The following is a 22,407-nucleotide window of genomic DNA, read 5'->3' as shown; positions in this document are numbered from 1 at the left end:
CATGGATGCTATTAGCAAAAAGACGCCGTTGTCGGCGTCCGCCGCCCCCCTGGTCAGCATCGTCTGCCCAGCCTACAACCAGGAAGCCTATATCGCCCAGACGCTGGACGGCTTTCTGATGCAGGAAACGTCGTATGACGTGGAAATCCTGGTCAACGACGATGCCTCCACCGATGGCACCGCCCGCATCATCGCGGAATACGTCGCACGCTACCCGACGCTGATCCGCCCCTTCTATCACGAGACGAACCAGTATTCGCAAGGCAAACCCTCGGTGCCGCGCCTGTTTGGCGAGGCCCGTGGGCGCTATATCGCGTTCTGTGAAGGCGATGATTACTGGACCGATCCGCGCAAGCTGCAAATTCAGGTGGAATTCCTCGAAAACCACCCCGATTACGTGCTGACCTACCACGACGCGATCCCCTTCGACGTCAACGGCCAGTACGGCATCCAGTTGCAGGGCAAGCTGCGCGGCGACGCCACGGCGCTTGAGCTGCAAAAGGCACGCCCCATCTCGACGCTGACCACGGTGTTTCGCAACGTCTTCGACTCGCTGCCCAAAGAGCTGATCGGCGCGCCGCTCAACGATCTGGTCTGGTGGTCGCTGCTCGGCGCCTATGGCAAGGGCAAGTTCATGGGCGAGATCAAACCGGCGGCCTATCGCATGCACCCCGGTGGCGTGTTCTCCATGCGCTCCAACAAGCGAAAACTGCACATGGCACTGCAAACGTCGGGCGCACTGGCCAATTACTACAACCGCTTGGGCAACGACGAACTCTATGAGTATTTCCTGATGGAACTGGTCGGTTACTCCATGTCCGCGATCACGCCCCAGCGCAAGGCTCAGACCCTGTTGCAAGTGGGCAGAAACTTCAGCACCAACATCGGCAAAAGACTGATGACGACCTTCAGCAAAGGTCATGTTCAGTAACGTGTTAGTGGTCTGCGTCGGCAATATCTGTCGCAGCCCCATGGCCGAAGCCATGTTCCGACAACGCGTACGCAATGATCGCGTCGCCATCTCGTCGGCAGGCACCCACGCCATGCTCAGCTCAACCATGGACCCACTGGCCCGGGCCGTGTTGCACGTCAACGGCGTTGAAGCCCATCGCCATCGCAGCCGTCAGATAGACCGCCAGATGCTGTACGACGCGGACCTGATCCTGCTGATGGAGCATCGCCAGACCCAAAGCGTACTGAAGCTGGCCCCCGAAGTGCGCGGCAAGACGTTTCTGATTGGCAAGTGGCAGCAGGACATGGAAATCGCCGACCCGTACCGGCGCCCGAAATTAGCCTTTGAACAGACCTACGAGCAGCTCTCGCGTTGCGTCGACGACTGGCTTCCTTATCTTCAGTCAGGAGATCCAAGATAAATGACCGCTATGAACCGTACTTCCCTGGACGACGTCCAGGACTCCCGGATCGATCTGGCGACTATCTTGCGCACACTATTCGATCACAAGGGAATGATTGCAGCGATCGTCGGGGTCTGCATTCTGCTGGGGCTCACCTACGCCGTGCTCGCCACGCCGATTTTCCAGGCCAACGCGATGATTCAGATCGAGCCGAAGAAAATCGGCATCGAAGGCCGCACCGAGGTCAGCAGCAAACCGCTGTCGGTCTCCCAGGCGACCACCGAAATAGAGCTGATCAAATCCCGCGCCGTACTGGGCAAAGTGGTCGATGACCTGAAGCTCTACATCATCCAGAAGCCCAAGTACGTGCCTGGCATTGGCGGCTATATGGCCCGTCATTTCAAGCCGGATCATGACGGAGAACTGGCCGCGCCGATGTTCGGTCTGGACAGCTTCGCCTGGGGCGGCGAGAAGATCGACATCTTCCAGTTGGAAGTGCCTGACGCGCTGCTGGGCGAGAAGATGACCATGGTCATCGACAAACCTGACAACTTCACCCTGTATGACGAAGACCACAACAAGCTGCTCAGCGGCCCGGTCGGTCAGACGGTGGAAGGCAGCGGCGTGAAAATTCAGGTGGCGGCCCTCAATGGCCGTCCTGGCACCGAGTTCCGGGTGATTCGCCAACGCACCCTGACGGCTGCTCTGGATTATCAGGATCGCCTGAAAATCATCGAAGCGGGCAAGGATTCCGGGATTGTCTACCTGTCGATCCAAGACCCCGATCCGGTACTGGCCAAGCGCATTCTCAACGAAGTCAGCCGCCTGTACGTGCGTCAGAACGTGGAGCGCAGCTCGGCTGAAGCGGCTCAGCGTCTGGAATTCCTGCGTTCGCAACTGCCTGCCGTGCGCAAGCAACTGGAGCAATCGGAAATTGCCCTGAACAATTTCCAGACCAGCGCCAAATCGGTGGACCTGAGCGTGGAAACCAAGTCGGTGCTCGATCAGGTGGTCAAGCTCGAAGGCACGCTGTCGGACCTGAAGATGAAGCGGGTCGACGTGGAGCGTCTGTACACGCCTGAACACCCGACCTATCGCGGCCTGATGACGCAGATCGGCCAGGTCGAAGCGCAAAAAGCGGCGCTGTTGAAGAAAATCGAAACCCTGCCTGCGACCCAGCAAGAACTGCTGCGCCTGAACCGCGACATGCAGGTCACCTCGCAGACCTACACCCTGCTGCTGGACAAGAGCCAGGAGCAGGACATTCTGCGCGCAGGCAGCATCGGCAACGTGCGCATCATCGACAATGCCGACGCCAATGTCGAAGAGCCGGTCAAGCCAATGCGCAAACTCATCGTACTGGTGGCTGCCCTCGTCGGCCTGCTGGTGGCGGTGGCGACGGTGTTCGTGCGCCAGGCGTTCTACCGTGGCATCGACAACCCGGACGTGATCGAAAACCTGGGCATGCCGGTCTACGCCTCGTTGCCGTTTTCCCGTCAGCAGGAGCGCATGGACAAACTCGGCAACCGCTCGGGCAACAAGGAACCGCGTCTGCTCAGCGTCAGCGCGCCGACGGAACTGGCCATTGAATCGCTGCGCAGCCTGCGCACCAGCCTGCATTTCGCGATGCTGGAGGCGCGCAACAACGTGCTGATGATTTCCAGCCCGACGCCGGGTGTGGGCAAATCGTTCATCTCCAGCAACCTGGCGGTGATCATCGCCCAGACCGGCAAACGGGTGCTGTTGATCGACGCCGACATGCGCAAAGGCTATCTGCACAAGCTGTTCAACCTGACGCCCAAACACGGTCTGTCCGACACCCTGGCCGCGCGGCTGAAGAGCAAGGAAGTGATCAACCACACCGAAGTGCGCAACCTGGACTTCATTTCCTGTGGTTTCGCCGCGCCCAACCCGTCGGAGCTGTTGATGCATGACAACTTCAACAAGCTGATCACCGACCTGTCGCCGCTGTACGACCTGGTGATCGTCGATACCCCGCCGATCCTGGCCGTCACCGACGCCACGCTGGTGGGTCGTCAGTCGGGCACTTGCCTGCTGGTCACCCGGTTCGGCCTGAGCAGTGCCAAGGAAATCGAGGCGTGCAAACGCCGTCTGATGCACAACGGCATCCTGATCAAAGGCGCGATTTTCAACGGGGTGCTGCGCAAGGCGTCGACGGCCGACTATGACTGCGCCGCCTACGGATACGACTACACCACTGTCCGGAAATAACCGAAAGCCCTGCGCGAGCGCGGGGCGTGATTCACAGCAGTAAAGGAGACGTATATGGCCAGGACCATCGCAGTGATGCAACCCTACCTCTTTCCTTACTTGGGGTATTTTCAACTGATCGCCGCTGCAGACGTCTTCGTCCTGGGAGACGACCTGCAGTACGTGCGGTCCGGCTGGGTCAATCGCAACCGAATCCTGCACAACGATGAGGCGCGGCTGATCAGCTTCCCGCTGAAGAAAGACCGCTTTCAGTTACAGATCAATCAGCGGCAACTGTGTGATCGCTTCGCCGAAGAGGCCGAACGGCTGATCGCGTTGATCGCCGAGAGCTACGAAGAGGCACCCTATTTCGCCCAGGTCATGCCGCTGATTGAACGGTTGATCCGTTTTCCACAGCAGAACATTGCGCTGTGTGCCGAACATGCAATTCGCGAGCTTTGCGCCTATCTGCACATCGTGACGCCGATCATGCGCAGTTCTGACCTGATTCTTGGCAATCCCGCCGACAAGCAGGAGCGCATTATCCGAATCGCGCACACTTTCGATGCGACCACGTTCATCACGCCGGAAGGCGGCTCGGTGGTGTACGACCGGGACCATTTCGCACGTAACGGCCTGCTGGTGCGATTCTTCCGGATGAATCCGGTGGAATACCGGCAGTTCAGACAACCTTTCGTCGCCAATCTGTCGATCATCGACGTATTGATGTTCAACTGCGTGGAGCAGGTTCAACACATGTTGACCCAGTTCCAGCTGGACAAGAACCCGCCCGCTGCCGAGCCCGGATTGCTGGCCCGAATGACGCACCACCCTGAGCTTGTATCAACTCTGTCGAACCGGATTGCAGTGGAGTGATCAATGATGTCTCAAGCCGTCAGCACCTCAAGTAACCCAGCACGCTGGTATCTGATTCAAACCAAACCCCGCCAGGAAGCCCGCGCGCAGGAGCACCTGCAACGCCAAAGCTTCGAATGCTACCGTCCGGTCAAGCATGGCGAGAAAAAACGCGGCGCTCGCGGCCCTTCCGAAGAAGAGCTGTTTCCCGGCTACCTGTTCATCCGCATGGATCAAACGAACGATAACTGGTACCCGATCCGCTCCACTCGTGGCGTGGCCCGCATCGTGACTTTCGGCGGGATGCCGATTCCGGTGCAGGACGAGTTGATCGAACAGATTCGTGAACGCCTGCTGGCGCCGCCGCCCAAGGTGGTCTTCCAGCAAGGCGAGGCGGTGCGCATCACGGCCGACGGATTCAACGACATCGAAGCGATTTTCCTCGCGGCCGATGGCGATGAGCGTGCGGTGATCCTGCTCAACCTGCTGCACCGCGAACAGAAAGTGACCCTGCCGGTCAGCAGCCTGTCGCGGATGGAAGCGCGGGTGAGCTGAAACCGCGCACTCCTGCATTCAATACCTCGAATTCTATAGGGGCTGACGCTTTCAGCCTCTTGAACCCTTTTCGCCCGGAAACTCACCATGATCCCGAAAACGACGCTGGTGACGCTCACCTATGGTGACCGTTTCAACTATCTGCACACGCTCGTCAGCCGTTCACTGGAAAGCCCGCTGATCGATCGGGTGATCATCGTCAGCAATGCCTCCACGGCGCCGCTGGAAACCCTGCGTCGCACCTGGCCCAGCGAGGTCAGCGTGATTTACCTGCACGAGAACACCGGTTCTGCCCGGGGGTATTCGGTGGGGATTCAGGCCGCGCTGGACGCGGGGGCCGAGCACATCTGGCTGATGGACGACGACAACGCACCGACCATCAATGCCATCGCTACGCTGCACCGGGTGCTGGAGGAGCGCAAGCTGATCGACGGCGAAGACAAGGCCGCCGTGCTGGGTTTCCGCCCAACGCACCAGGCCGACATCGCTGCCGGGGTGCCAAAGCGTTTCGCGATTCAACGCCGTTCCAGCTTCTTCGGTTTTCACATCGCCCAGTTGCCGTACAAGATCTGGCGTCGCCTGCCCTGGGGCGCACCGCAGGCCGCGCCCGGCACTTTGCCAATGGTGCAACTGCCGTTCGCGACCTATGGCGGCCTGCTCGCTCATCGCAACCTGTACCGCAAGATCGGCCTGCCGCTGGACGCGCTGATGCTGTACGCCGATGACAGCGAATACACCTGGCGCATCACCGCAGGGGGTGGGCGGATTTTCCTGGTGCCCGAGGCAGTGCTCGATGACCTGGAGAACTCTTGGAACATCAAGGCGCGCACCAACAACATCTACGAGAGCTTCCTGCTCGGCGGCTCGGACCTGCGGGCCTATTACGGTGCGCGCAACCAGGCGTGGTTCGACAAGAACGTCTGGGCCAACTCATCCATGCTGTACAGCCTCAACCGCTGGGTGTTCTTCCGGCTGTTGCGCCTGATCGCCCGCAAACGCGGCGCCGAGGCGCGTTTGAACCTGATCGAAAAAGCCATCCGTGACGGTGAGTCCGGCGTACTGGGTCTGAATCAGTCGTATCCATTATGAATATCCTGTTCATCAGCAGCCTGTATTCACCTCACATCGGCGGCGGCGCGGAGATCATTCTTCAGCGCACCGTCGAAGGCCTGCAACAACGAGGCTGCCAGGTCAGCGTGCTGGTGACCGGTCCCGACGCGGGGCTGGCGAGCGAAAAGGTCAACGGCGTAACGGTCTATCGCGCCGGTCTGCACAATTTTTACTGGCATTTCGGGGCGCAGCGGCCGGGACGTCTGGCCCGGTTGGGCTGGCACCTGCGCGATCGCTACAACGGCGCGATGCGCAGCTATGTGAAGCAGGTGATTCAGGAACAACAGCCGCAACTGGTGGTGTGCCACAACCTGGCGGGCTGGTCGGTGTCGGTGTGGGATGAGATCACTGCCGCGCAACTGCCCATCGTTCAAGTGCTGCACGACATGTACTTGATGTGCCCGAGTGCCAACATGTTCAAACGCGGCCAGTGCTGCCAGCAGCCCTGCGGCACGTGCCAACAGTTTCGCAAAGGTCACGATGCCCGCTCGGCGCAGGTGTCGGCGGTAGTCGGGGTCAGCCAGTTCATCCTCGACAAGTTGCAAAAGCGCGGCTATTTCAACGCGGCCAAAGGCTATGTGGTGCACAACGCCAGCCCCTACGCGGCGGTGTACAACTCGCCGAGCACACAACGGCAGTTTGACCCGGCACTGAAGAAGGCCCCGCTGCGTTTCGGATATATGGGCACCCTCTCGGAGCAGAAAGGCGTACGCTGGCTCATCGAACAGTTTCAGCGCCTGCCGTTCGACGCCACCTTGCAGATTGCCGGGCGCGGACAGGCCAGCGATGAGGCCGCCTTCAGAGCCTTGGTCACGTCGCCGAATATCAGTTTCGTCGGATATCAGCAGCCTGAAACGTTCTACAGCCAGATCGATGTGGCCGTGGTGCCGTCGCTCTGGAACGAGCCGTTCGGCATGGTCGCCGTCGAGGCGTGCGCGCACTCGGTGCCGGTCATTGCCAGCCGCATGGGCGGGCTGCCGGAGATCATCCAGGACCCGCTCAACGGCTTGTTGTGCAACCCGGACGATCCTGACTCGCTGGGCCATGCGTTGCTCCGCCTGCATCAACAGCCGGAATTGCTGGCCCGCTTGAGCCGCCAGGCACGGGTCAGTGTGGCGGCATTGTTGAATCTGGACCTGATGCTGGACAGCTACGAAAGCATCTTCGCCCAGACGTTGCTCGACAACATCGTGCACCGCGACCCGACGGTCCTGCCGCATCCGGTCTGACGAGCCGCGTGCGCACGCGACATTCCTTGCCGACGGCCCGAGACCTGACTGAGCAAGCGCTCCGGACCGTGCCTCTTCACTGAGACAAGCCATGCCGATCACGCGCCTGACGAGGTTACGACGACCATTGAAAATCCTGCTGCTGAGCTGGGTGATCAGTGGCTCGGCCCTGGCTGACGACGGGTTCATCATTGGCGTCGACACACACTTGATGAACAAGAGCACCACCTCGGCCAAGGCGCTGCAACTGCTCGAAGCGGCAGGCGTGGACTCGGTGCGGGATGACGCCTACTGGTCCAGCGCCGAGCCCCGACGAGGCTTGATGAGGATTGAACCGGCCTGGCAGGCCTACTTGAGCAAGGCCCAAGAACACCATTTACGCCCCCTGTTGGTGCTGGGCTACGGCAACCCGTTTTACGACAACTACGCCAAACCGCGTAAACCGCTGATTCGCGATGCGTACGCCAACTACGTCAGCTTCGTGACTCGGCAGCTCACCGACAGCGTGGATTTTTACGAAATCTGGAACGAGTGGGACAAGGAAAACCCCGTTGTTCCGGCCTTCGCTCAGGACTACAGCCTGTTGATCGAAGAAGCCTCCAGGCGTATTCGCACCAACCAGCGGCCCATGATGATTCTGGCCGGGGCGGTGACCAGTCAGGGGATGGACCTGGGCTTCGCGGACCGGCTGGTGGAATCGGGGATTCTCAATCATGTCGACGGGTTGTCGCTGCACCCTTATGTGCATTGCCGCTCGGATGAACGCAACACCCCGGAGAACTGGATTGCCTGGCTGCGACGAATCAACGAAGACCTCAAGGACAAGACGAAGAACAAGACGGACGTGCCGCTGTACCTGACAGAAATGGGCTGGCCCAGCAACGACGGGCGCTGCGGGGGTGACGAGAAGACCCAGGCCGCGTTTCTGGCCCGCAGTTTTTTTCTGGTCCAGACCATGCCCAACGTCAAGGGCATGTGGTGGAACGGCTTGCTCAACGACGGCCCGGACGCCACCGACCCTGAACAGAATTTCGGGCTGCTCAATCAGGACCTGAGCATCAAACAGGCGTACCTGACCCTGAAGGCGATCAGCCCGACGCTGCACCAGTTTCGCTATGACGCGGAGAAAAGTCGTGAAATCGACTCGCAATACCTGCTGCGCTTTGCCAAAGGCTCGGACCAGATCATGGTCGCCTGGACCGCCGGTCTGCCCCGCTCGATAAAGGTTGACGCGAGCAGCGTGATACGCGGCAACGTGCAGTACATCGACACCCGCGAGCCGCAGAACGGGCTGGTCGACAGTGGCATACCGTGGAACTGCAACGAAGGCCGCTGTTCAGCGCAAGTGCCGATCGACGAGTTTCCGAAAATCATCACGCTGGGCACCCGCCCAGCGTTGTTTGCCTTGCCTTGATACCTAACTTGCTTTTGAGGCGTACACCCTTTCTGTAGGCGCCGGCTTGCTGGCGAAAGCGCTGGATCAGTGACCGGTGAGGTGACTGGCACACCGCTTTTTGCCAGCAAGCCGGCTCCCACAACGAATATCAGACCCCCTCTCTTACAGGTCGACCACAATGATTGTGATCAATGCACGCTTTCTGACACAGGAGTTACGCGGCGTTCAGCGCTTCGCAGAGCAGACCTGTCTGGCGCTCGCGCAGTTGCGCGACGACGTGGTTTTCGTCGCGCCCCACGGGATCAAGATGCATGACAGCGCCAACGCGTTGAACGTGCAATGCATCGGACGCCACGGCGGCCATCTGTGGGAACAACTGGACCTGCCGTTGTACCTGCGCCGTCAGGGCACCCCGCTGCTGGTGTCGCTGTGCAGCACCGCGCCGTTGTTCTACAGCAACCAAATCGCCACCCACCACGACGTCACCTATGTGCGCCATCCGGAAAGCTACACTCGGCTGTTTCGCCTGCTGTACCGGACAATGACCCCCATCATGCTGTCGCGAATCAAGGCGCTGCTGACGGTCAGCAACTTTTCCAAGGGCGAGATCTCGCAGTTCTACAACTACCCGGAAAAGAAGATTTTCGTCGTGCCCAATGCGGTCAGCGGCGCGTTCCAGCCGGGGCCGCCCCTGCGTGATCAACCGGAATACCTGCTGGCGGTGTCCTCTCCCAGCGCGCACAAGAACTTCAGCCGCATGATTCAGGCGTTCCTGATGCTGCGCGACCACGACGACGTGCAGCTGCGCATCGTCGGCGGCGCCAGCGACGTGTTCGCCGATGACAACCTGCAACGCCTGGCCAGCCGCGACTCACGCATCCGTTTTCTCGGACGCCTGAACGATGACGAGTTGATCGAGCAGTATCAGGGCGCAACCGCATTCGTGTTTCCGTCGCTCTATGAAGGGTTCGGCATTCCCCCTCTGGAAGCGCAAGCCTGTGGCTGCCCGGTACTGGCCGCCAACGCCGCGTCGATCCCAGAGGTGCTGCAAGCCAGCGCACTGTATTTCGACCCGCTGGACATCAGCCACATGGCGTCGGCGATGGAGCGCATTCTCATCGACCTGCCGCTGCGCCAGTCCTTGCGACGGCGCGGCTTGAACAACGTGACCCGGTTTTCCTGGGATGAGTCGGCGCGGCGGGTGTCTCAACGCATCGACACGTTGCTCAACCGCCCCAAGGACCGCCGCGCCGCTTCCAGCGCTGACGCCCTGCGTCGTGAATCCTCCAGCAAGCTCTGAGGCACGCCCATGAAACGTTTGGCCTATCTCGACGCGCTGCGCGGCATCGCTGCGTTGCTGGTGGTGTTCACCCACCTGTATTTACCGGTCGTCGGGCATGTCTGGGTGTTCGACTACTTGATCGACCCTGGCAAGCTGGGGGTGCTGTGGTTTTTCATGATCAGCGGCGTGGTGATCCCCTACAGCCTCAAGCCCGGCCCCGACGGCGCGCAGCGGTTTCTGGTGTCGCGCTTCATGCGCTTGTATCCGGCGTACTGGCTGTCGCTGTTTCTGTTTATCGCGGTGCTCAAGCTGACCGGCGCTCCCCTGCCCTCGTTGGCTCAGGTTGGCGCGAACCTGACGATGGTCCAGGCCGCACTGGGCTTCGACGATGTGATCGGTCTGTACTGGACGCTGTTCATCGAGCTGGTGTTTTACGCCCTGTGCCTGGCGCTGTTCATGGGCGGCAAGCTGTACGACCAGACCTTTCGCACGCGCTGTTCACTGGTGTTTCTGCTGATGGCGCTGGCGATGGGTGTCGTTCGCGCATTGAGCGAACGCAAGTTGCCGGTGGCCCTGCCGCTGGCGTTGTCGCTGATGTTCTTCGGTTCGATCTGGCGCCAGTGGCTGCTGGCCGAACACAGCCAGGAACTGACCCGCAACCTGAAAACCTTGCTGATTGCCTTTGCTGTGTTGCTGCCACCGACCCTGTTCATGGCGTACAACAAGGACATGGGCAATGGTGAAACCTGGGGCCGTTACTGCTTCACCTACGCCGTGGCCATCAGCAGCTTTCTGCTGCTGACCCGCAGTGTGCGCCTGGACCATCCCGCACTGGTCTGGCTGGGCGCGGTGAGTTACTCGCTGTACCTGCTGCACCCCTCGATGGGCATGCTCGCCGAGTGGTTGCTGAACAACACGGGCGCATCTGATCTGGTGGTCGCGGTGTTCGCCACACTCCTGACACTCGGTGCCGCGCACCTGTGTTTCCACTGCATCGAATCGCCGTTCATTCAACTCGGCAAACGCTTGAACAATCGCAAAGCACGGACGCAGCCAGTAAACGCTTAACGCTTGTAGTCGGCCTGCGCAAAAACAACCGCTCCCGCCCCGAGACTAGCTGCGCTAGGCGTACGGGGGTCACGTGAGCCGTTACAGCAGAGAACTCCAATGAAGATTGCAATTGTCCACGACTGGCTGGTGACGTACGCCGGTGCCGAAAGGGTTTTGGCCTCGCTCATTAAAATCTGGCCCGAGGCGGACCTGTTTTCCGTCATCGATTTCCTCAGCGACCAAGACCGCGCGCAACTGGGCGGCAAGGTGGCGACCACCACCTTCATCCAGCGACTGCCCCACGCGAAAACCAAATACCAGCGCTACCTGCCGCTGATGCCGATGGCCATCGAACAACTGGACTTGTCCGGTTATGACCTGATCATCAGCAGCAGCCATGCGGTGGCCAAGGGGGTGCTGTGCGGCCCCGATCAGTTGCACATCAGCTATGTGCATTCGCCGATCCGTTACGCCTGGGACCTACAACACCAGTACCTCAAGGAAGCCAACCTGAGTGCCGGGCTGAAAGGCAAAGTGGCGCGGATGATCCTGCATTACATGCGCATGTGGGATCAGCGCACCTCTGCCGGAGTCGACGAGTTCATCGCCAACTCGCATTTCATCGGTGCGCGGATCACCAAATCGTACCGCCGCGAATCGACGGTGATTTACCCACCGGTCGACACCCGTGGCTTCGCTCTGCAAGAACAGAAGCAGGACTACTACTTCACGGCCTCACGCATGGTGCCGTACAAGCGCCTGCCGATGATCATCGAAGCCTTCGCGGCGATGCCGGACAAGCGTCTGGTGGTGGTCGGCGACGGCCCGGAAATGGAAAAAGCCAAAGCCGCTGCGGCCCACGCGCCGAACGTCACGCTGCTCGGCTATCAACCCTTCGCGGTGTTGCAGGAACACATGCGCAACGCCAAGGGCTTCGTGTTCGCCGCCGAGGAAGATTTTGGTATCAGCCCGGTGGAGGCACAGGCCTGTGGCACGCCTGTGATCGCTTTCGGCAAGGGCGGTGTGCTGGAAACCGTTTGTGGTCTGGACCACCCGCAACCCACCGGGGTGTTCTACCCGGAGCAGAACGCGGCCTCGTTAATCGCCGCCATCGAGACTTTCGAAGCGGAACGCTCGCGCATCACCGCGCAGGCCTGTCGGGCCAACGCCGAGCGTTTCAGCGAAGCGCGCTTCGAACAGGAAATGCGCCAGTTCGTCGAGCACCGCCTGCTCGCCGTACGCCAGACGCGTCAGCCCCCACCCACACGGCCGACTTCGGCGCCTTCCGGCCTGGTCGCCAATGAACTGTCCGCCCGCGTTGTTCCGATCAAATCTGTCTGAGCGAGCACAAAACATGCGCACACCTCTTCGCGGCATCTTGCATGCTCATCAATCGTCGTTGTCGGTTGCTCATCGCCTGCTGGACCTGGCGGTGGTCGTCATCGGCGGCTACGGCGTGAACGTCCTCGCCGGCACCGGCATGAGCACGGAAATCTGGATGCAAATCCTGCTGGCCGCCGTGGCCTTCCACTGGCTGGCCGAGTACCACCAGTTGTACGGCTCATGGCGCGGTGAACGGATCCTGCGCGAGTTGCTGAAAGTCGCCAACTACTGGGGGCTGGCCTTCGTCCTGTTGCTGTTTGTCGATTACCTGCTGTTGCAGCCCGCCGATCTGGCCGACAACAGCCAGATGGCCTGGTTTGCCAGCGTGCTGGTCGCCCTGTGCGGCTATCGCCTGGCGATTCGCAGCTTGCTGCACACCCTGCGCAGCCGGGGCTTCAACACCCGCCGCGTAGCCATCGTCGGCACTGGCCATTGTGGCGAGCGTCTGGCGATGTCCATCGAAAGCGCGCCGTGGATGGGCTTGAACCTGTTGGGCTTTTACGACGAAAAACCCGAACAGATGGACCTGGCCCGCATCGGCCGACGCATCCCGGTGCTGGGTGATCTGGACGCGCTGATTCAGGACGCCCGCGACGGCAAGATCGACAAGGTCTACATCACCCTGACCCTCGGCGCCCAGGCCAGGCTTCAAGAACTGATCAAGGGCCTGAGCGACACCACTGCGTCGGTCTATGTGATCCCGGACGTGTTCATGTTCGAGCTGCTGCACGCTCGCAGCGAAAGCATCAACGGTCTGCCGAGCATCAGCATTTTCGACTCGCCCATGGACGGCGCCTGGAGCCTGGTCAAACGCCTTGAGGACATCGTCCTGTCGAGCCTGATCCTGAGCATGATCGCCCTGCCGCTGATGCTCATTGCGCTGGCGATCAAGCTCACCTCGCCCGGCCCCGTGCTGTTTCGTCAGCGTCGTTACGGGCTGGATGGCCGACCGATCATGGTCTGGAAATTCCGCAGCATGAGCGTGCAGGAGAACGGCGACGTGGTGAAACAGGCCACCCGCAACGATAGCCGCATCACCCCGTTGGGCGCGTTCCTGCGACGCACCTCGCTGGATGAACTGCCGCAGTTCTTCAACGTGCTGCGCGGCGAGATGTCCATCGTCGGTCCGCGCCCTCACGCGGTGGCGCACAACGAGCAATACCGCAAGCAGGTGTCGGGCTACATGCTGCGGCATAAGGTCAAGCCGGGCATCACCGGCTGGGCACAGATCAACGGCTGGCGTGGCGAAACCGACACGCTGGACAAGATGCAGAAACGTGTGGAATTCGACCTGCAGTACATCGAGCACTGGTCGGTCTGGCTGGACATGAAAATCATCCTGCTGACGCTCTTCAAAGGCTTCGTCAACAAGAACGCCTTCTAAAAAAGACAACTGCCAACAATAACGACTTGGCCGCGCAGCTACGCACGGCAGGAGGTGCACGGGTGTATGAGCGAAAGAGATCCGATGTTCGGTGTGAGTAAGGGATGCAACGAAATCACTGCGGTGCCAGTACGCACCTTTTAGGATTAAGAAGGAACACTCATATGAAAGTAACGTTCGCGGTAGTGCTGCTTTCCAGTCTGGTTCTGCAAGGCTGCGCATTCGCCCCCGGTCAGTACATGTCACTCAGCGATGTCACCGATAAAGACCCGGATGGTCCGGCGGTCACGTTGGTCAACATCACGCCCACCACCCTGGCCCAGCAACAGAAAGTGGCCGCGGCTGCCGCCAAACCGCTGCCACCGGAGCTGTTGAACTACAAGACCCCTGAGTACGTGGTCGGGCCGGGTGACGCCCTGCTGGTCACAGTGTTCGAACACCCTGAACTGACGGCCCCCGGTTCTCAGGAGCAACTGGACGCCAACAGCCGTGAGGTGTTGAACGACGGCACGGTGTTCTTCCCGTACGTCGGCCGCATCCAGGCGGCGGGCAAGACCGTTTCGCAAATTCGCGAGCAGCTGCGCATGGGCCTGTTGCCGCAGTACACCGAGGTCAAGGTCGACGTCAAAGTGCTGCGTTACAACAGTCAGCGCGTGCTCCTGTCCGGCGCATTCAAGACCCCCGGCCCACAGCCGATCACCAACATTCCGCTGAGTCTGGTTCAGGCCATCAGCCAGGCCGGTCTTGACCTGACCGACGCCAACCTCGCGGGCCTGACCCTGCGTCGCGACGGCAAGGATTATGTGATCGACGTCGACTCGCTCAACCGCAAGGATTCACAACTGAGCAAGATTTTCCTCAAGGACGGCGACTACCTGCACCTGAACAGCAACTCGAAGAACAAGATCTACGTGTTGGGTGAGGTTCAGCGCCCTCAGGTGATTTCGTTCAGCACCACCAGCGTGACGCTGCTTGAAGCCCTCGGCACGTCCGGCGGCCTGAGCCCTGATGCGGCGGACGGTGAGGCGGTGTACGTGATTCGGGCGCAGGACGCGACCCACTCGGCGACCGTGTATCACCTTAACGCCAAGAAGCCGACCAGTTACGCGCTGGCCAAGGGCTTCGAACTGGCAGCTCAGGACGTGGTGTTCGTTGGCCCTGCCAACATTACCCGTTGGAGCCGTTATGTGAGCCAACTGTTGGGTTCGAACAACATCATCCAGACGGGTGCGATGTTCCGGAACTGATCAGCGGCAAGCTTCAAGCGGCAAGTTGGAAGCAACGGCAAAATCCTCGCAGTCAGTGGCTGCGGGGATTTTTTTTGCCCTGAGATTCTGGCTCTTCACAGACTCAATATTCTCGTCCTCGTCCTCGTCCGCTCTTGCTCTTCATACACAAACAGCCCAGACGCCGCCGGACGCGACTTGGGTGCTGGCTGAACGCAGGTGTCGTGGAGTGGGTTGAGCCGCAGGGATGCGGCGAGAGCGAGGTGGCCATGGATGGCCATCCCTCGCGTGCCCACGGAGCGGCGCCGGAGAGAAGGAACCCGGCGCAGCCGGGCCAAACCAGGAGCAATGGTTTTTGGTGACTTTTTCCCGAAAGAAAAAGTTGCCCGCTGTAAGAGCGGAAAGGTGAATCAGCGTCACCTTCGCGAACGGATTAGCCCCCGATATCTGGACCACGCTTTTAAGGACTGGCGCCTTTGGAATCGGGTGCAGATCCGTTATTGGGGATATAGAGATTCAGGGTTTCGCCCCTTACGGGCGACCCCATTTTGTCTTGGCAAAATGGGGGAAAACCGCTTGCTCCTGGTTTGGCCCGGCTGCGCCGGGTCCCTTCACTCCTGCGCCGCTGCGTGGGCACGCCGATGACGGCCATCCATGGCCGATCGGCTCTCGCCGCATCCATGCGGCTCAACCCACTACACGACACCTCCGTTCAGCCAGCACCCAAGTCGCGTTCGGCGGTGTCTGGGCTATTTGTGTATGAAGAGCAAGGGCAAAAGCGAGAGCGAGAGCTGACGCGACGAGAAGTCGGCGTTCAGATGTGCATTTACCACGAAATTTATGGGAAACCGGAGGTGTTGATACAGCAACAGCAGATCAACACTTACAGCATCGCGAGCCAGTATGGAGTATCAATAGTCAAGGCTTCGAATACGCTGAAACCCACGGTTTTGTTGGCCACTCTCTGGCCTCAACCGCTCTGGCACACATGCTGCTTTGAAACACCAAAGGGTCCAAACGCCCATCATTTTCGCGCTGACCCCAAGGAATCAGAACATGCTGGTGGTTTCAATTTCAGGCAGTCCTGCAACCCGATCCCGTTCGGGCGTGTTGCTCAAACATGCGGCGCAGTGGCTGGCCGATCATGGTGTCGGTGTAAAAACCGTGCGCATTCAGGATTTCAACGCTGAAGACTTGTTGTACGCCCGTTTCGACAGCCCGGAAGTCGTCGCCTTCATCGAGGCGGTGGCCAAGGCCGATGGTTTGCTGATCGGCACACCGGTCTATAAAGCCTCGTTTTCCGGTGCCTTGAAAACCTTGCTGGACTTGCTCCCCGAGCGCTCGCTGCACGGCAAAGTGGTGCTGCCACTGGCCACCGGCGGCAGCATCGCTCACATGCTCGCGGTCGACTATGCGCTGAAGCCCGTGCTGTCCGCGCTCAAGTGCCAGGAAGTGCTGCATGGCGTGTTCGCCATCGACAGCCAGATCAGCTACGTCGACGACAGTCCGTTAGGCGGTGAGCTGGATGAGTTGCTGACTCAGCGCCTGCACGACGGGCTGGATCATTTCTTCCTCGGCCTGCAACACCGGACCAACGCGCGGCACAAGGAAGCCGGGGGGCACTTGAAGCTGGCGCTGTGAATCGCCTGTCAGTTTTTTGTAATCCTTGCGTCACCCTCCTGAGGGAGCGGGCTTTCTAGAGTGGCCACTCACAGAACTGATCGGAGTGGTCACCATGAACATGCGTCTTCCCCTTGCCCTCGCTTTCTCAGCCCTGTCGTTGTTCGCGGTCGCTCAAGCCCAGGCCGCGCCGGCTTCTGCGGGTGACATCAAGAACGTCGTGCTGGTCCACGGCCTGTACGCCGACGGCTCCAGTTGGGCCAAGGTGATCCCACTGCTGCAAGCCAAGGGCCTGCACGTGACTGCCGTGCAAAACCCGACCACCTCGCTGGACGCCGACGTCGATGCGGTCAAGCGCACACTGGCCATGCAGGACGGCCCGACGATTCTGGTCGGCCACTCCTACGCGGGCATGGTGATCACCCAGGCCGGTGACGATCCCAAGGTCAAAGGCCTGGTGTACATCGCCGCCCGCGCACCGGATGTTGGCGAGGACTATCCAGCCCTGACCAAAAAATTCCCTGCGGCCCCGGCGGGCGCAGGCCTGCAATGGTCCAGTGATGGCTACGGTTTGCTCTCCGAACAGGCTTTCGTGCATGACTTCGCAGGGGATCTGCCCGAAAAAGAAGCGCGCACTTACTTTGCCGTTCAGCAGCCGGTCGCCAAGGCGGTGACCACCGCCAAGACCACCGTGGCCGCCTGGCGCGACAAGCCAAGCTGGTACGCGGTGTCGACCGACGACCGCACCATCAACCCCGATCTTGAGCGCTTTATGGCCCAGCGCATGAAGGCCCATACCATCGAGCTCGCCGCCAGCCATGTGTCGCTGATTTCCCAGCCTGAGAAAGTCGCTGACCTGATCGTGCAGGCCACCCACGCGACGGACGCTCATTAATCGTTACACTGAGTCCATCGGCCGGGGCGCCCGCTCCGGCCTCCACTCGCTTGACGAGGTTGGTGCATCGCGCCTATGAACATCCTGATCATCGAGGACGAACTCAAGACCGCCTCCTACCTCTGCGCGGGGCTGACCGAAGCGGGGTATGTCGTCGATCACGCCAGCAATGGCATCGACGGCCTGCACATGGCCCGTGAAAATCATTACGACCTCATTTTGCTGGACGTCATGCTGCCCGAGATGGACGGCTGGACGGTGATGGAAAAACTGGGCAGCCGCCAGCAAACACCGGTGCTGTTTCTCAGCGCCCGCGGCACCCTGGAAGACCGCTTGCGCGGGTTGGGCCTGGGTGCCGATGAATACCTGGTCAAGCCGTTTTCCTTCGCCGAACTGCTGGCGCGAATCCGCATCATCCTGCGTCGAGGCCACGTAGAACGCCCTGTGGACGCCATCGAGGTCGGCGATTTGCAGGTCGATGTGGCCAAGCGTCGAGTGACCCGTGGCGGGCAACGTCTGAGCCTGACCAACAAGGAGTTCAGCCTGCTGATGTGCTTTATTCAACGGCGCGATGAAGTTCTGCCGCGCAGTCTGCTGGCGTCGCTGGTCTGGGACATGAATTTCGACAGCGACACCAATGTGGTCGATGTCGCTGTCCGGCGCCTGCGCCAGAAGCTCGACGACCCCTTCCCCACCCGGCTGATTCACACTGTGCATGGCGTGGGCTATCGCTTCGAGTACGAGGCATGAATCGGCTGTCGCTGACGCTGCGCCTGGCCCTGTTGCTGGCGTTTTTTGCTTTTGGCGCCATGGCCATTCTCGGCTCGGCGCTGTACTTCGGGCTGCGCGCGCAACTTTCCCTGAGCGACGACGCCGCGCTGGTCACTCGGGTCGATCAAATCCGCAATCTGCTGCAAGACAGCGACGCCCAGGAAATGGTGCGCGACAAACCGCGCCTGTTCGGCAACATGCTGGGCAACTCCGAATCCCTGCTGATCGTGCAAACCCAAGGTGGCGCCGAGCTGATTGCGGTCAACCCCGGCAATCGCGATGTGCCGCAGGTCGACGCCGTTGATGCCGACACACCGCTGTCGCTGAAGCAGGTTCAGCATGGCCAGGCCGCTGACGGCACGCCATTCATCTACATGGCGGCCGAGGTGCGAACGACAGGCAATCAGCCGCCGCTGAAAGTCACCTCCGGGCGTCTGCTCAACGAGCGGGCGCGGATTCTGGCGGGTTATCGCAACGACATCCTCACGCTGTCCAGCGTCACGGCGGTGCTGATCGCGCTGCTGGCGTATGTTCTGGCGCGACGCAGTATGCGGCCGCTGCGTCGACTGGCCGAACAGACTGCGACCATTGGCATCGGCACGCTGTCCAGCCGTATCGATCGAGAGAACGCACCGCAGGAACTCGATGCCGTCATCGCTCAGTTCAACGCCATGCTGGCCCGGCTCGAACGAGGGTTCATCGATCTCAGACAGGTCAGCGCCGACATGGCCCACGACCTGCGCACGCCCATCGGCAACCTGCTGGGCCAGATCGAGGTCGGGTTGGGAAAAGCCCGGGAAATGGACTACTACCAGCGTTTGCTGGGTTCCAATTACGAGGAACTACAGCGGCTTTCAAAGATGATCGACAGCATGCTGTTTCTCGCCCGGACCGAACACGCCGAAGAAGCCATCGAGCGAAGCGACATCAACGTCGCGCAAGAGCTGGCGCGCATCGGCAGTTATTTCGAGGACCTGACCGAAGAGCGCGGCGTGCGCCTGACCTGGAGCGGCGACGGCACCTTGTGGGCGGACGTCACCCTGTTTCGTCGTGCATTGGCGAATCTGGTGTCCAACGCCGTGCGGCATGCCCAAACGGGCAGCGAAATCCGTGTCGAGGTACAGCGAAAGGCGCACTTCAGCATCGTACAGGTCAGCAATCTGGGGGAGACCATTGCCCCGGCAGTGATCGAACGATTATTCGACCGCTTCTATCGTGCGGACCATTCGCGGCAACAGTCTTCTGAACGCAGCGGGCTGGGGCTGTCCATCGTCGCCTCGATCATGAAACTGCATGGGGGGCAATGTCGGGTCGCCAGCGAGGGGGGCGTGACCGTCTTCAGCCTGTGGTTCCCCCATGCCTGAGTCGATCAGTGCTCCAACAGCGGATACAGCGACAACACCAGCAGCAACGCCATGATCCCGTTGAACACCCGCAGCCAGAACGGGTCGCGCAGCACATTACGCAACAGACTGCCGAAGCCCGCCCACATGCCCACGGCGGGCAGGTTGACGATCCCGAAGACCATCGCGATCAGCACGACGTTAGTGAAGTAGCCATTCATGGGGGTGTAGGTGCTGATGGCACCAACGGCCATCACCCAGGCTTTCGGGTTGACCCACTGAAACGCCGCCGCGCTCAGGCAGCTCATGGGCTTGCCCCTGCGCTCAGCACTCTCGCTGGCGGGACCCGAGGTGGCGATCTTGTACGCGAGATAGAGCAAATACGCCGCCCCCGCATAGCGCAACGCGGTGTACAACACCGGATACGCCTTGAACACAGCGCCCAGACCAAAGCCGACAGCGAGCACCATCAGCGCAAAGCCGAAGCTCACGCCGAGCATGTGCGGAATGGTGCGGTTGAAACCGAAGTTCACGCCCGAGGACAACAACATGGTGTTGTTGGGGCCTGGGGTAATCGATGACACGAAGGCAAACAGAACAAAGGCGAGCAGCAAATCGGCAGTCAGCATGATGCGGGTCCACGGTGTGTTTTCTGATTTCTGGCGCTCACGCTATCGAAAGCGCGGCGTGAAACACACGGACAGTGAGGCTGACTTTTACCCGTACAGTTTCATCAAACCTGCATAACAGATGAAACTGTTCGTTCAAACCCTTGAGCCAGAGCGCTTAGCCCTGACGCGCTTTCGACGGGGTACTGATGTCGGCGTTCACTTCGCCGCGGGTGTCGAATTCGTGGGCTTGTTGCAGTTGCGGCTCAGCCATCAGTTGCGCTTTGCGAGCCTGATATTCGTCGTAGGACAGGCCGCGACGGTTCAGGTCTTCAAGGGCCAACTGGTGGGTTTCTTCAGCGGTGTAAGGGCGCAATTCAGGATGATTGCCAGCGGCACAGCCGGAAAGAACAGCGACTGAAAGCAACATGGCGAGGGCGAGAAGACGATTCATGGGAGCCTCCATTCGGCTCGTTTCTGGAATGAAGCCAAGGCTACGCGCCGGGGCTTTTCAGCAGAAATCAGTCGTCTTGATAGTCGCTATCGGGTTTTCAGAACCGATGCCTGAGCACACCGGTAAAAGAGGAGACGCTGCAGAATCTGTGGGAGTGAGCTTGCTCACGAAGAGGACAGTCCAGCCACAACATCTCTTGTGCCTGTAACGCAGCATTCGTGAGCAAACTCGCTCCCACAGTAATCTCTGTGTCACTCGAAAGCGGTTAAACCAACCAATGCCACAACAACGAGGTGCCGATCAGGCCGACCACCGAGACGATGGTTTGCAACACCGACCACACCCAGATCGTCTGCTTGAGTTGGAGGCCGAAATATTCGCGCACCATCCAGAAGCCCGCGTCGTTGACGTGGCAGAAGAACACCGAACCGGCACCAATCACTAACGCCACCAGCGATGCCTCGATCGGTGCCAGCCCCGCCATCATCGGCGCAAGAATGCCTGCGGTCGTGGTGGTGGCGACGGTAGCCGATCCGGTGGCCTGGCGAAGCGCCACGGCAATCAACCACGCCAGCAGCAGATACGGCATGTGCGCGCCTTCGGCGGCTTTACTGATGGTCTGGCTGACACCGGCATCCAGCAAGGTCTGTTTCAGGCCGCCACCGGCACCGATGGTCAGCAGGAGCACCGCAATCGGCGCCAGGCTTTTACGCAAGGTTGCCCCCACGTGCTCGCGGGAAATGCCGTTGGCCCAACCCAGGCATACCGTCGCGGCCAGCACGGCAATGCCCAGTGCCACCAGCGGCTCACCGAGGAACTTCAAGGTCAGCGCGATGCCGCTTTCCGGCTCCATGGCGACTTTGGCCAGGGTGCTGCCCAGCATCAGGATCACTGGCAACAAGATGATCAACAGCGAAATGCCGAAGCCCGGCTGGCGCGCGACTTTCGACTTGGCCGAAAACAGCTCGCCCAATTCAGCAGGCTCTTCAACGTGCAAGCGCTTGGAGAGCCAGTTGCCATACAGGGGACCTGCCAGAATCACCGCAGGCACCGCGATGCAGAAACCCAGCAACATGGTCAGCCCCAGGTCGGCGTGCAACGCGCTGACGGCGATCAGTGGACCGGGGTGCGGTGGCATCAGGGCGTGCAAGGTGGTCATGCCTGCCAATGCCGGAATGGCGATTTTCAGCAGCGGCAGATTGGACTGACGTGCCATCACGAAGATGATCGGCACCATCATCACCAGGCCCACTTCGAAGAACAGCGGCAAGCCGATGACCATCGCCACCAACGCCATGACCCACGGCAAGGTCTTGCCTTTGCCCAGCCCGAGCAGCGTCGAGGCAATGCGGTCCGCCGCGCCCGATTCAGCCATCAACGCGCCGAGCATCGCACCCAACGCGATGATGATCCCGGCCTCGCCAAGAATCCCGCCAGCGCCCTTGCTGAACGCTTTTGCAACCGCCTCCGCTGGCAGCCCCGCACCTATCCCTGCGATGAAAGTGCCCACCAGAATCGACAGAAACGGTGGAAGTTTGGTGGCGCTGATCAGCACGATAATCGTGGCAATGGCGACCAGACAGCAGATGATCAGGCGGGTGTCGTGAAACACCCACGCAGCAGACGACAGATCCACGCGGAACCCCTTATCGTTCGATTCTTATTGAAGGTATGTCTGCA

20 protein-coding genes are annotated in these 22,407 nt (G+C 60.4%); 17 read left to right on the top strand and 3 right to left on the bottom strand.

Annotated elements, in window-relative coordinates; genetic code table 11:
* Position 1 precedes the first annotated feature (1 nt).
* The 17 genes from ACI2KB_RS27530 (at position 2) to ACI2KB_RS27450 (ending at position 19,686) form a co-directional block, all read left to right on the top strand.
* Positions 2 to 931: a glycosyltransferase family 2 protein gene (locus tag ACI2KB_RS27530; RefSeq protein ID WP_404639978.1), complete on the top strand. Its 930-nt coding sequence runs from the start codon at positions 2 to 4 to the stop codon at positions 929 to 931.
* Positions 921 to 1,373 (top strand): low molecular weight protein-tyrosine-phosphatase, encoded by a 453-nt coding sequence (locus tag ACI2KB_RS27525; RefSeq protein WP_404639976.1) that lies wholly within the window; start codon positions 921 to 923, stop codon positions 1,371 to 1,373. The genes ACI2KB_RS27530 and ACI2KB_RS27525 overlap by 11 nt, the downstream gene beginning before the upstream one ends.
* Entirely contained in the window at positions 1,374 to 3,587 is a 2,214-nt protein-coding gene (locus tag ACI2KB_RS27520; protein WP_404639974.1) for a polysaccharide biosynthesis tyrosine autokinase, read from the top strand.
* 54 nt (positions 3,588 to 3,641) lie between these two features.
* A complete protein-coding gene (locus tag ACI2KB_RS27515) occupies positions 3,642 to 4,442 on the top strand; it encodes a WbqC family protein (RefSeq protein ID WP_404639972.1) in 801 nt (266 codons plus the stop codon).
* Positions 4,443 to 4,448: 6 nt separating this feature from the next.
* Complete coding sequence (gene rfaH, locus ACI2KB_RS27510) at positions 4,449 to 4,976, top strand: transcription/translation regulatory transformer protein RfaH (RefSeq protein WP_404640002.1); 528 nt, start codon at positions 4,449 to 4,451, stop codon at positions 4,974 to 4,976.
* Positions 4,977 to 5,063: 87 nt separating this feature from the next.
* Positions 5,064 to 6,065: a glycosyltransferase gene (locus tag ACI2KB_RS27505; RefSeq protein WP_404639970.1), complete on the top strand. Its 1,002-nt coding sequence runs from the start codon at positions 5,064 to 5,066 to the stop codon at positions 6,063 to 6,065.
* Positions 6,062 to 7,315 carry a glycosyltransferase family 4 protein gene (locus ACI2KB_RS27500; protein WP_404639968.1) on the top strand — a complete coding sequence of 418 codons (1,254 nt, stop codon included), beginning with the start codon at positions 6,062 to 6,064 and terminating at the stop codon, positions 7,313 to 7,315. Before ACI2KB_RS27505 ends, ACI2KB_RS27500 begins: the two co-directional genes overlap by 4 nt.
* A gap of 91 nt (positions 7,316 to 7,406) precedes the next feature.
* Positions 7,407 to 8,729 (top strand): hypothetical protein, encoded by a 1,323-nt coding sequence (locus tag ACI2KB_RS27495; protein ID WP_404639966.1) that lies wholly within the window; start codon positions 7,407 to 7,409, stop codon positions 8,727 to 8,729.
* A 160-nt stretch (positions 8,730 to 8,889) separates the two neighbouring features.
* Positions 8,890 to 10,011 carry a glycosyltransferase family 4 protein gene (locus tag ACI2KB_RS27490; protein ID WP_404639964.1) on the top strand — a complete coding sequence of 374 codons (1,122 nt, stop codon included), beginning with the start codon at positions 8,890 to 8,892 and terminating at the stop codon, positions 10,009 to 10,011.
* Between the two features lie 9 nt (positions 10,012 to 10,020).
* Complete coding sequence (locus ACI2KB_RS27485; protein WP_404639962.1) at positions 10,021 to 11,061, top strand: acyltransferase family protein; 1,041 nt, start codon at positions 10,021 to 10,023, stop codon at positions 11,059 to 11,061.
* 99 nt (positions 11,062 to 11,160) lie between these two features.
* Positions 11,161 to 12,384, top strand: coding sequence for a glycosyltransferase family 4 protein (locus ACI2KB_RS27480; protein WP_404639960.1), 1,224 nt, complete (start codon positions 11,161 to 11,163; stop codon positions 12,382 to 12,384).
* A gap of 13 nt (positions 12,385 to 12,397) precedes the next feature.
* Positions 12,398 to 13,810 (top strand): undecaprenyl-phosphate glucose phosphotransferase, encoded by a 1,413-nt coding sequence (locus ACI2KB_RS27475; protein ID WP_404639958.1) that lies wholly within the window; start codon positions 12,398 to 12,400, stop codon positions 13,808 to 13,810.
* Positions 13,811 to 13,974: 164 nt separating this feature from the next.
* Positions 13,975 to 15,057 carry a polysaccharide biosynthesis/export family protein gene (locus ACI2KB_RS27470; protein WP_404639956.1) on the top strand — a complete coding sequence of 361 codons (1,083 nt, stop codon included), beginning with the start codon at positions 13,975 to 13,977 and terminating at the stop codon, positions 15,055 to 15,057.
* Positions 15,058 to 16,092: 1,035 nt separating this feature from the next.
* Complete coding sequence (ssuE, locus tag ACI2KB_RS27465) at positions 16,093 to 16,677, top strand: NADPH-dependent FMN reductase (RefSeq protein WP_404639954.1); 585 nt, start codon at positions 16,093 to 16,095, stop codon at positions 16,675 to 16,677.
* Positions 16,678 to 16,864: 187 nt separating this feature from the next.
* Entirely contained in the window at positions 16,865 to 17,551 is a 687-nt protein-coding gene (locus tag ACI2KB_RS27460) for an alpha/beta hydrolase (RefSeq protein ID WP_404640000.1), read from the top strand.
* A gap of 75 nt (positions 17,552 to 17,626) precedes the next feature.
* On the top strand, positions 17,627 to 18,301 hold the full coding sequence (locus ACI2KB_RS27455; RefSeq protein ID WP_404639952.1) for a heavy metal response regulator transcription factor: 675 nt from the start codon (positions 17,627 to 17,629) through the stop codon (positions 18,299 to 18,301).
* On the top strand, positions 18,298 to 19,686 hold the full coding sequence (locus ACI2KB_RS27450; RefSeq protein ID WP_404639950.1) for a heavy metal sensor histidine kinase: 1,389 nt from the start codon (positions 18,298 to 18,300) through the stop codon (positions 19,684 to 19,686). The genes ACI2KB_RS27455 and ACI2KB_RS27450 overlap by 4 nt, the downstream gene beginning before the upstream one ends.
* A gap of 5 nt (positions 19,687 to 19,691) precedes the next feature.
* On the opposite strand, the gene ACI2KB_RS27445 is transcribed toward ACI2KB_RS27450, so the two are convergent.
* The 3 genes from ACI2KB_RS27445 to ACI2KB_RS27435 all read right to left on the bottom strand — a co-directional run bounded on the left by ACI2KB_RS27445 (position 19,692) and on the right by ACI2KB_RS27435 (position 22,363).
* A complete protein-coding gene (locus ACI2KB_RS27445) occupies positions 19,692 to 20,297 on the bottom strand; it encodes a LysE family translocator (RefSeq protein WP_404639998.1) in 606 nt (201 codons plus the stop codon).
* Between the two features lie 154 nt (positions 20,298 to 20,451).
* Complete coding sequence (locus ACI2KB_RS27440) at positions 20,452 to 20,727, bottom strand: hypothetical protein (protein WP_404639948.1); 276 nt, start codon at positions 20,725 to 20,727, stop codon at positions 20,452 to 20,454.
* 265 nt (positions 20,728 to 20,992) lie between these two features.
* Positions 20,993 to 22,363 (bottom strand): gluconate:H+ symporter, encoded by a 1,371-nt coding sequence (locus ACI2KB_RS27435; RefSeq protein ID WP_404639946.1) that lies wholly within the window; start codon positions 22,361 to 22,363, stop codon positions 20,993 to 20,995.
* Between the last annotated feature and the right edge of the window lie 44 nt (positions 22,364 to 22,407).

It is taken from the genome of Pseudomonas sp. NPDC088444, assembly GCF_044900175.1.
Lineage (GTDB): Bacteria > Pseudomonadota > Gammaproteobacteria > Pseudomonadales > Pseudomonadaceae > Aquipseudomonas.
The sequence above is the reverse complement of the archived record's forward strand: the minus strand, read 5'-3'. Positions and strand labels throughout refer to the sequence as shown.

Coding starts and splice junctions, on each gene's coding strand:
- ACI2KB_RS27520 (WP_404639974.1), top strand. CDS start 1,374: ATGACCGCTATGAACCGTACTTCCCTGGACGACGTCCAGGACTCCCGG.
- ACI2KB_RS27495 (WP_404639966.1), top strand. CDS start 7,407: ATGCCGATCACGCGCCTGACGAGGTTACGACGACCATTGAAAATCCTG.
- ACI2KB_RS27450 (WP_404639950.1), top strand. CDS start 18,298: ATGAATCGGCTGTCGCTGACGCTGCGCCTGGCCCTGTTGCTGGCGTTT.
- ACI2KB_RS27525 (WP_404639976.1), top strand. CDS start 921: ATGTTCAGTAACGTGTTAGTGGTCTGCGTCGGCAATATCTGTCGCAGC.
- rfaH (WP_404640002.1), top strand. CDS start 4,449: ATGTCTCAAGCCGTCAGCACCTCAAGTAACCCAGCACGCTGGTATCTG.
- ACI2KB_RS27490 (WP_404639964.1), top strand. CDS start 8,890: ATGATTGTGATCAATGCACGCTTTCTGACACAGGAGTTACGCGGCGTT.
- ssuE (WP_404639954.1), top strand. CDS start 16,093: ATGCTGGTGGTTTCAATTTCAGGCAGTCCTGCAACCCGATCCCGTTCG.
- ACI2KB_RS27480 (WP_404639960.1), top strand. CDS start 11,161: ATGAAGATTGCAATTGTCCACGACTGGCTGGTGACGTACGCCGGTGCC.
- ACI2KB_RS27505 (WP_404639970.1), top strand. CDS start 5,064: ATGATCCCGAAAACGACGCTGGTGACGCTCACCTATGGTGACCGTTTC.
- ACI2KB_RS27455 (WP_404639952.1), top strand. CDS start 17,627: ATGAACATCCTGATCATCGAGGACGAACTCAAGACCGCCTCCTACCTC.
- ACI2KB_RS27475 (WP_404639958.1), top strand. CDS start 12,398: ATGCGCACACCTCTTCGCGGCATCTTGCATGCTCATCAATCGTCGTTG.
- ACI2KB_RS27485 (WP_404639962.1), top strand. CDS start 10,021: ATGAAACGTTTGGCCTATCTCGACGCGCTGCGCGGCATCGCTGCGTTG.
- ACI2KB_RS27500 (WP_404639968.1), top strand. CDS start 6,062: ATGAATATCCTGTTCATCAGCAGCCTGTATTCACCTCACATCGGCGGC.
- ACI2KB_RS27470 (WP_404639956.1), top strand. CDS start 13,975: ATGAAAGTAACGTTCGCGGTAGTGCTGCTTTCCAGTCTGGTTCTGCAA.
- ACI2KB_RS27515 (WP_404639972.1), top strand. CDS start 3,642: ATGGCCAGGACCATCGCAGTGATGCAACCCTACCTCTTTCCTTACTTG.
- ACI2KB_RS27440 (WP_404639948.1), bottom strand. CDS start 20,727: ATGAATCGTCTTCTCGCCCTCGCCATGTTGCTTTCAGTCGCTGTTCTT.
- ACI2KB_RS27530 (WP_404639978.1), top strand. CDS start 2: ATGGATGCTATTAGCAAAAAGACGCCGTTGTCGGCGTCCGCCGCCCCC.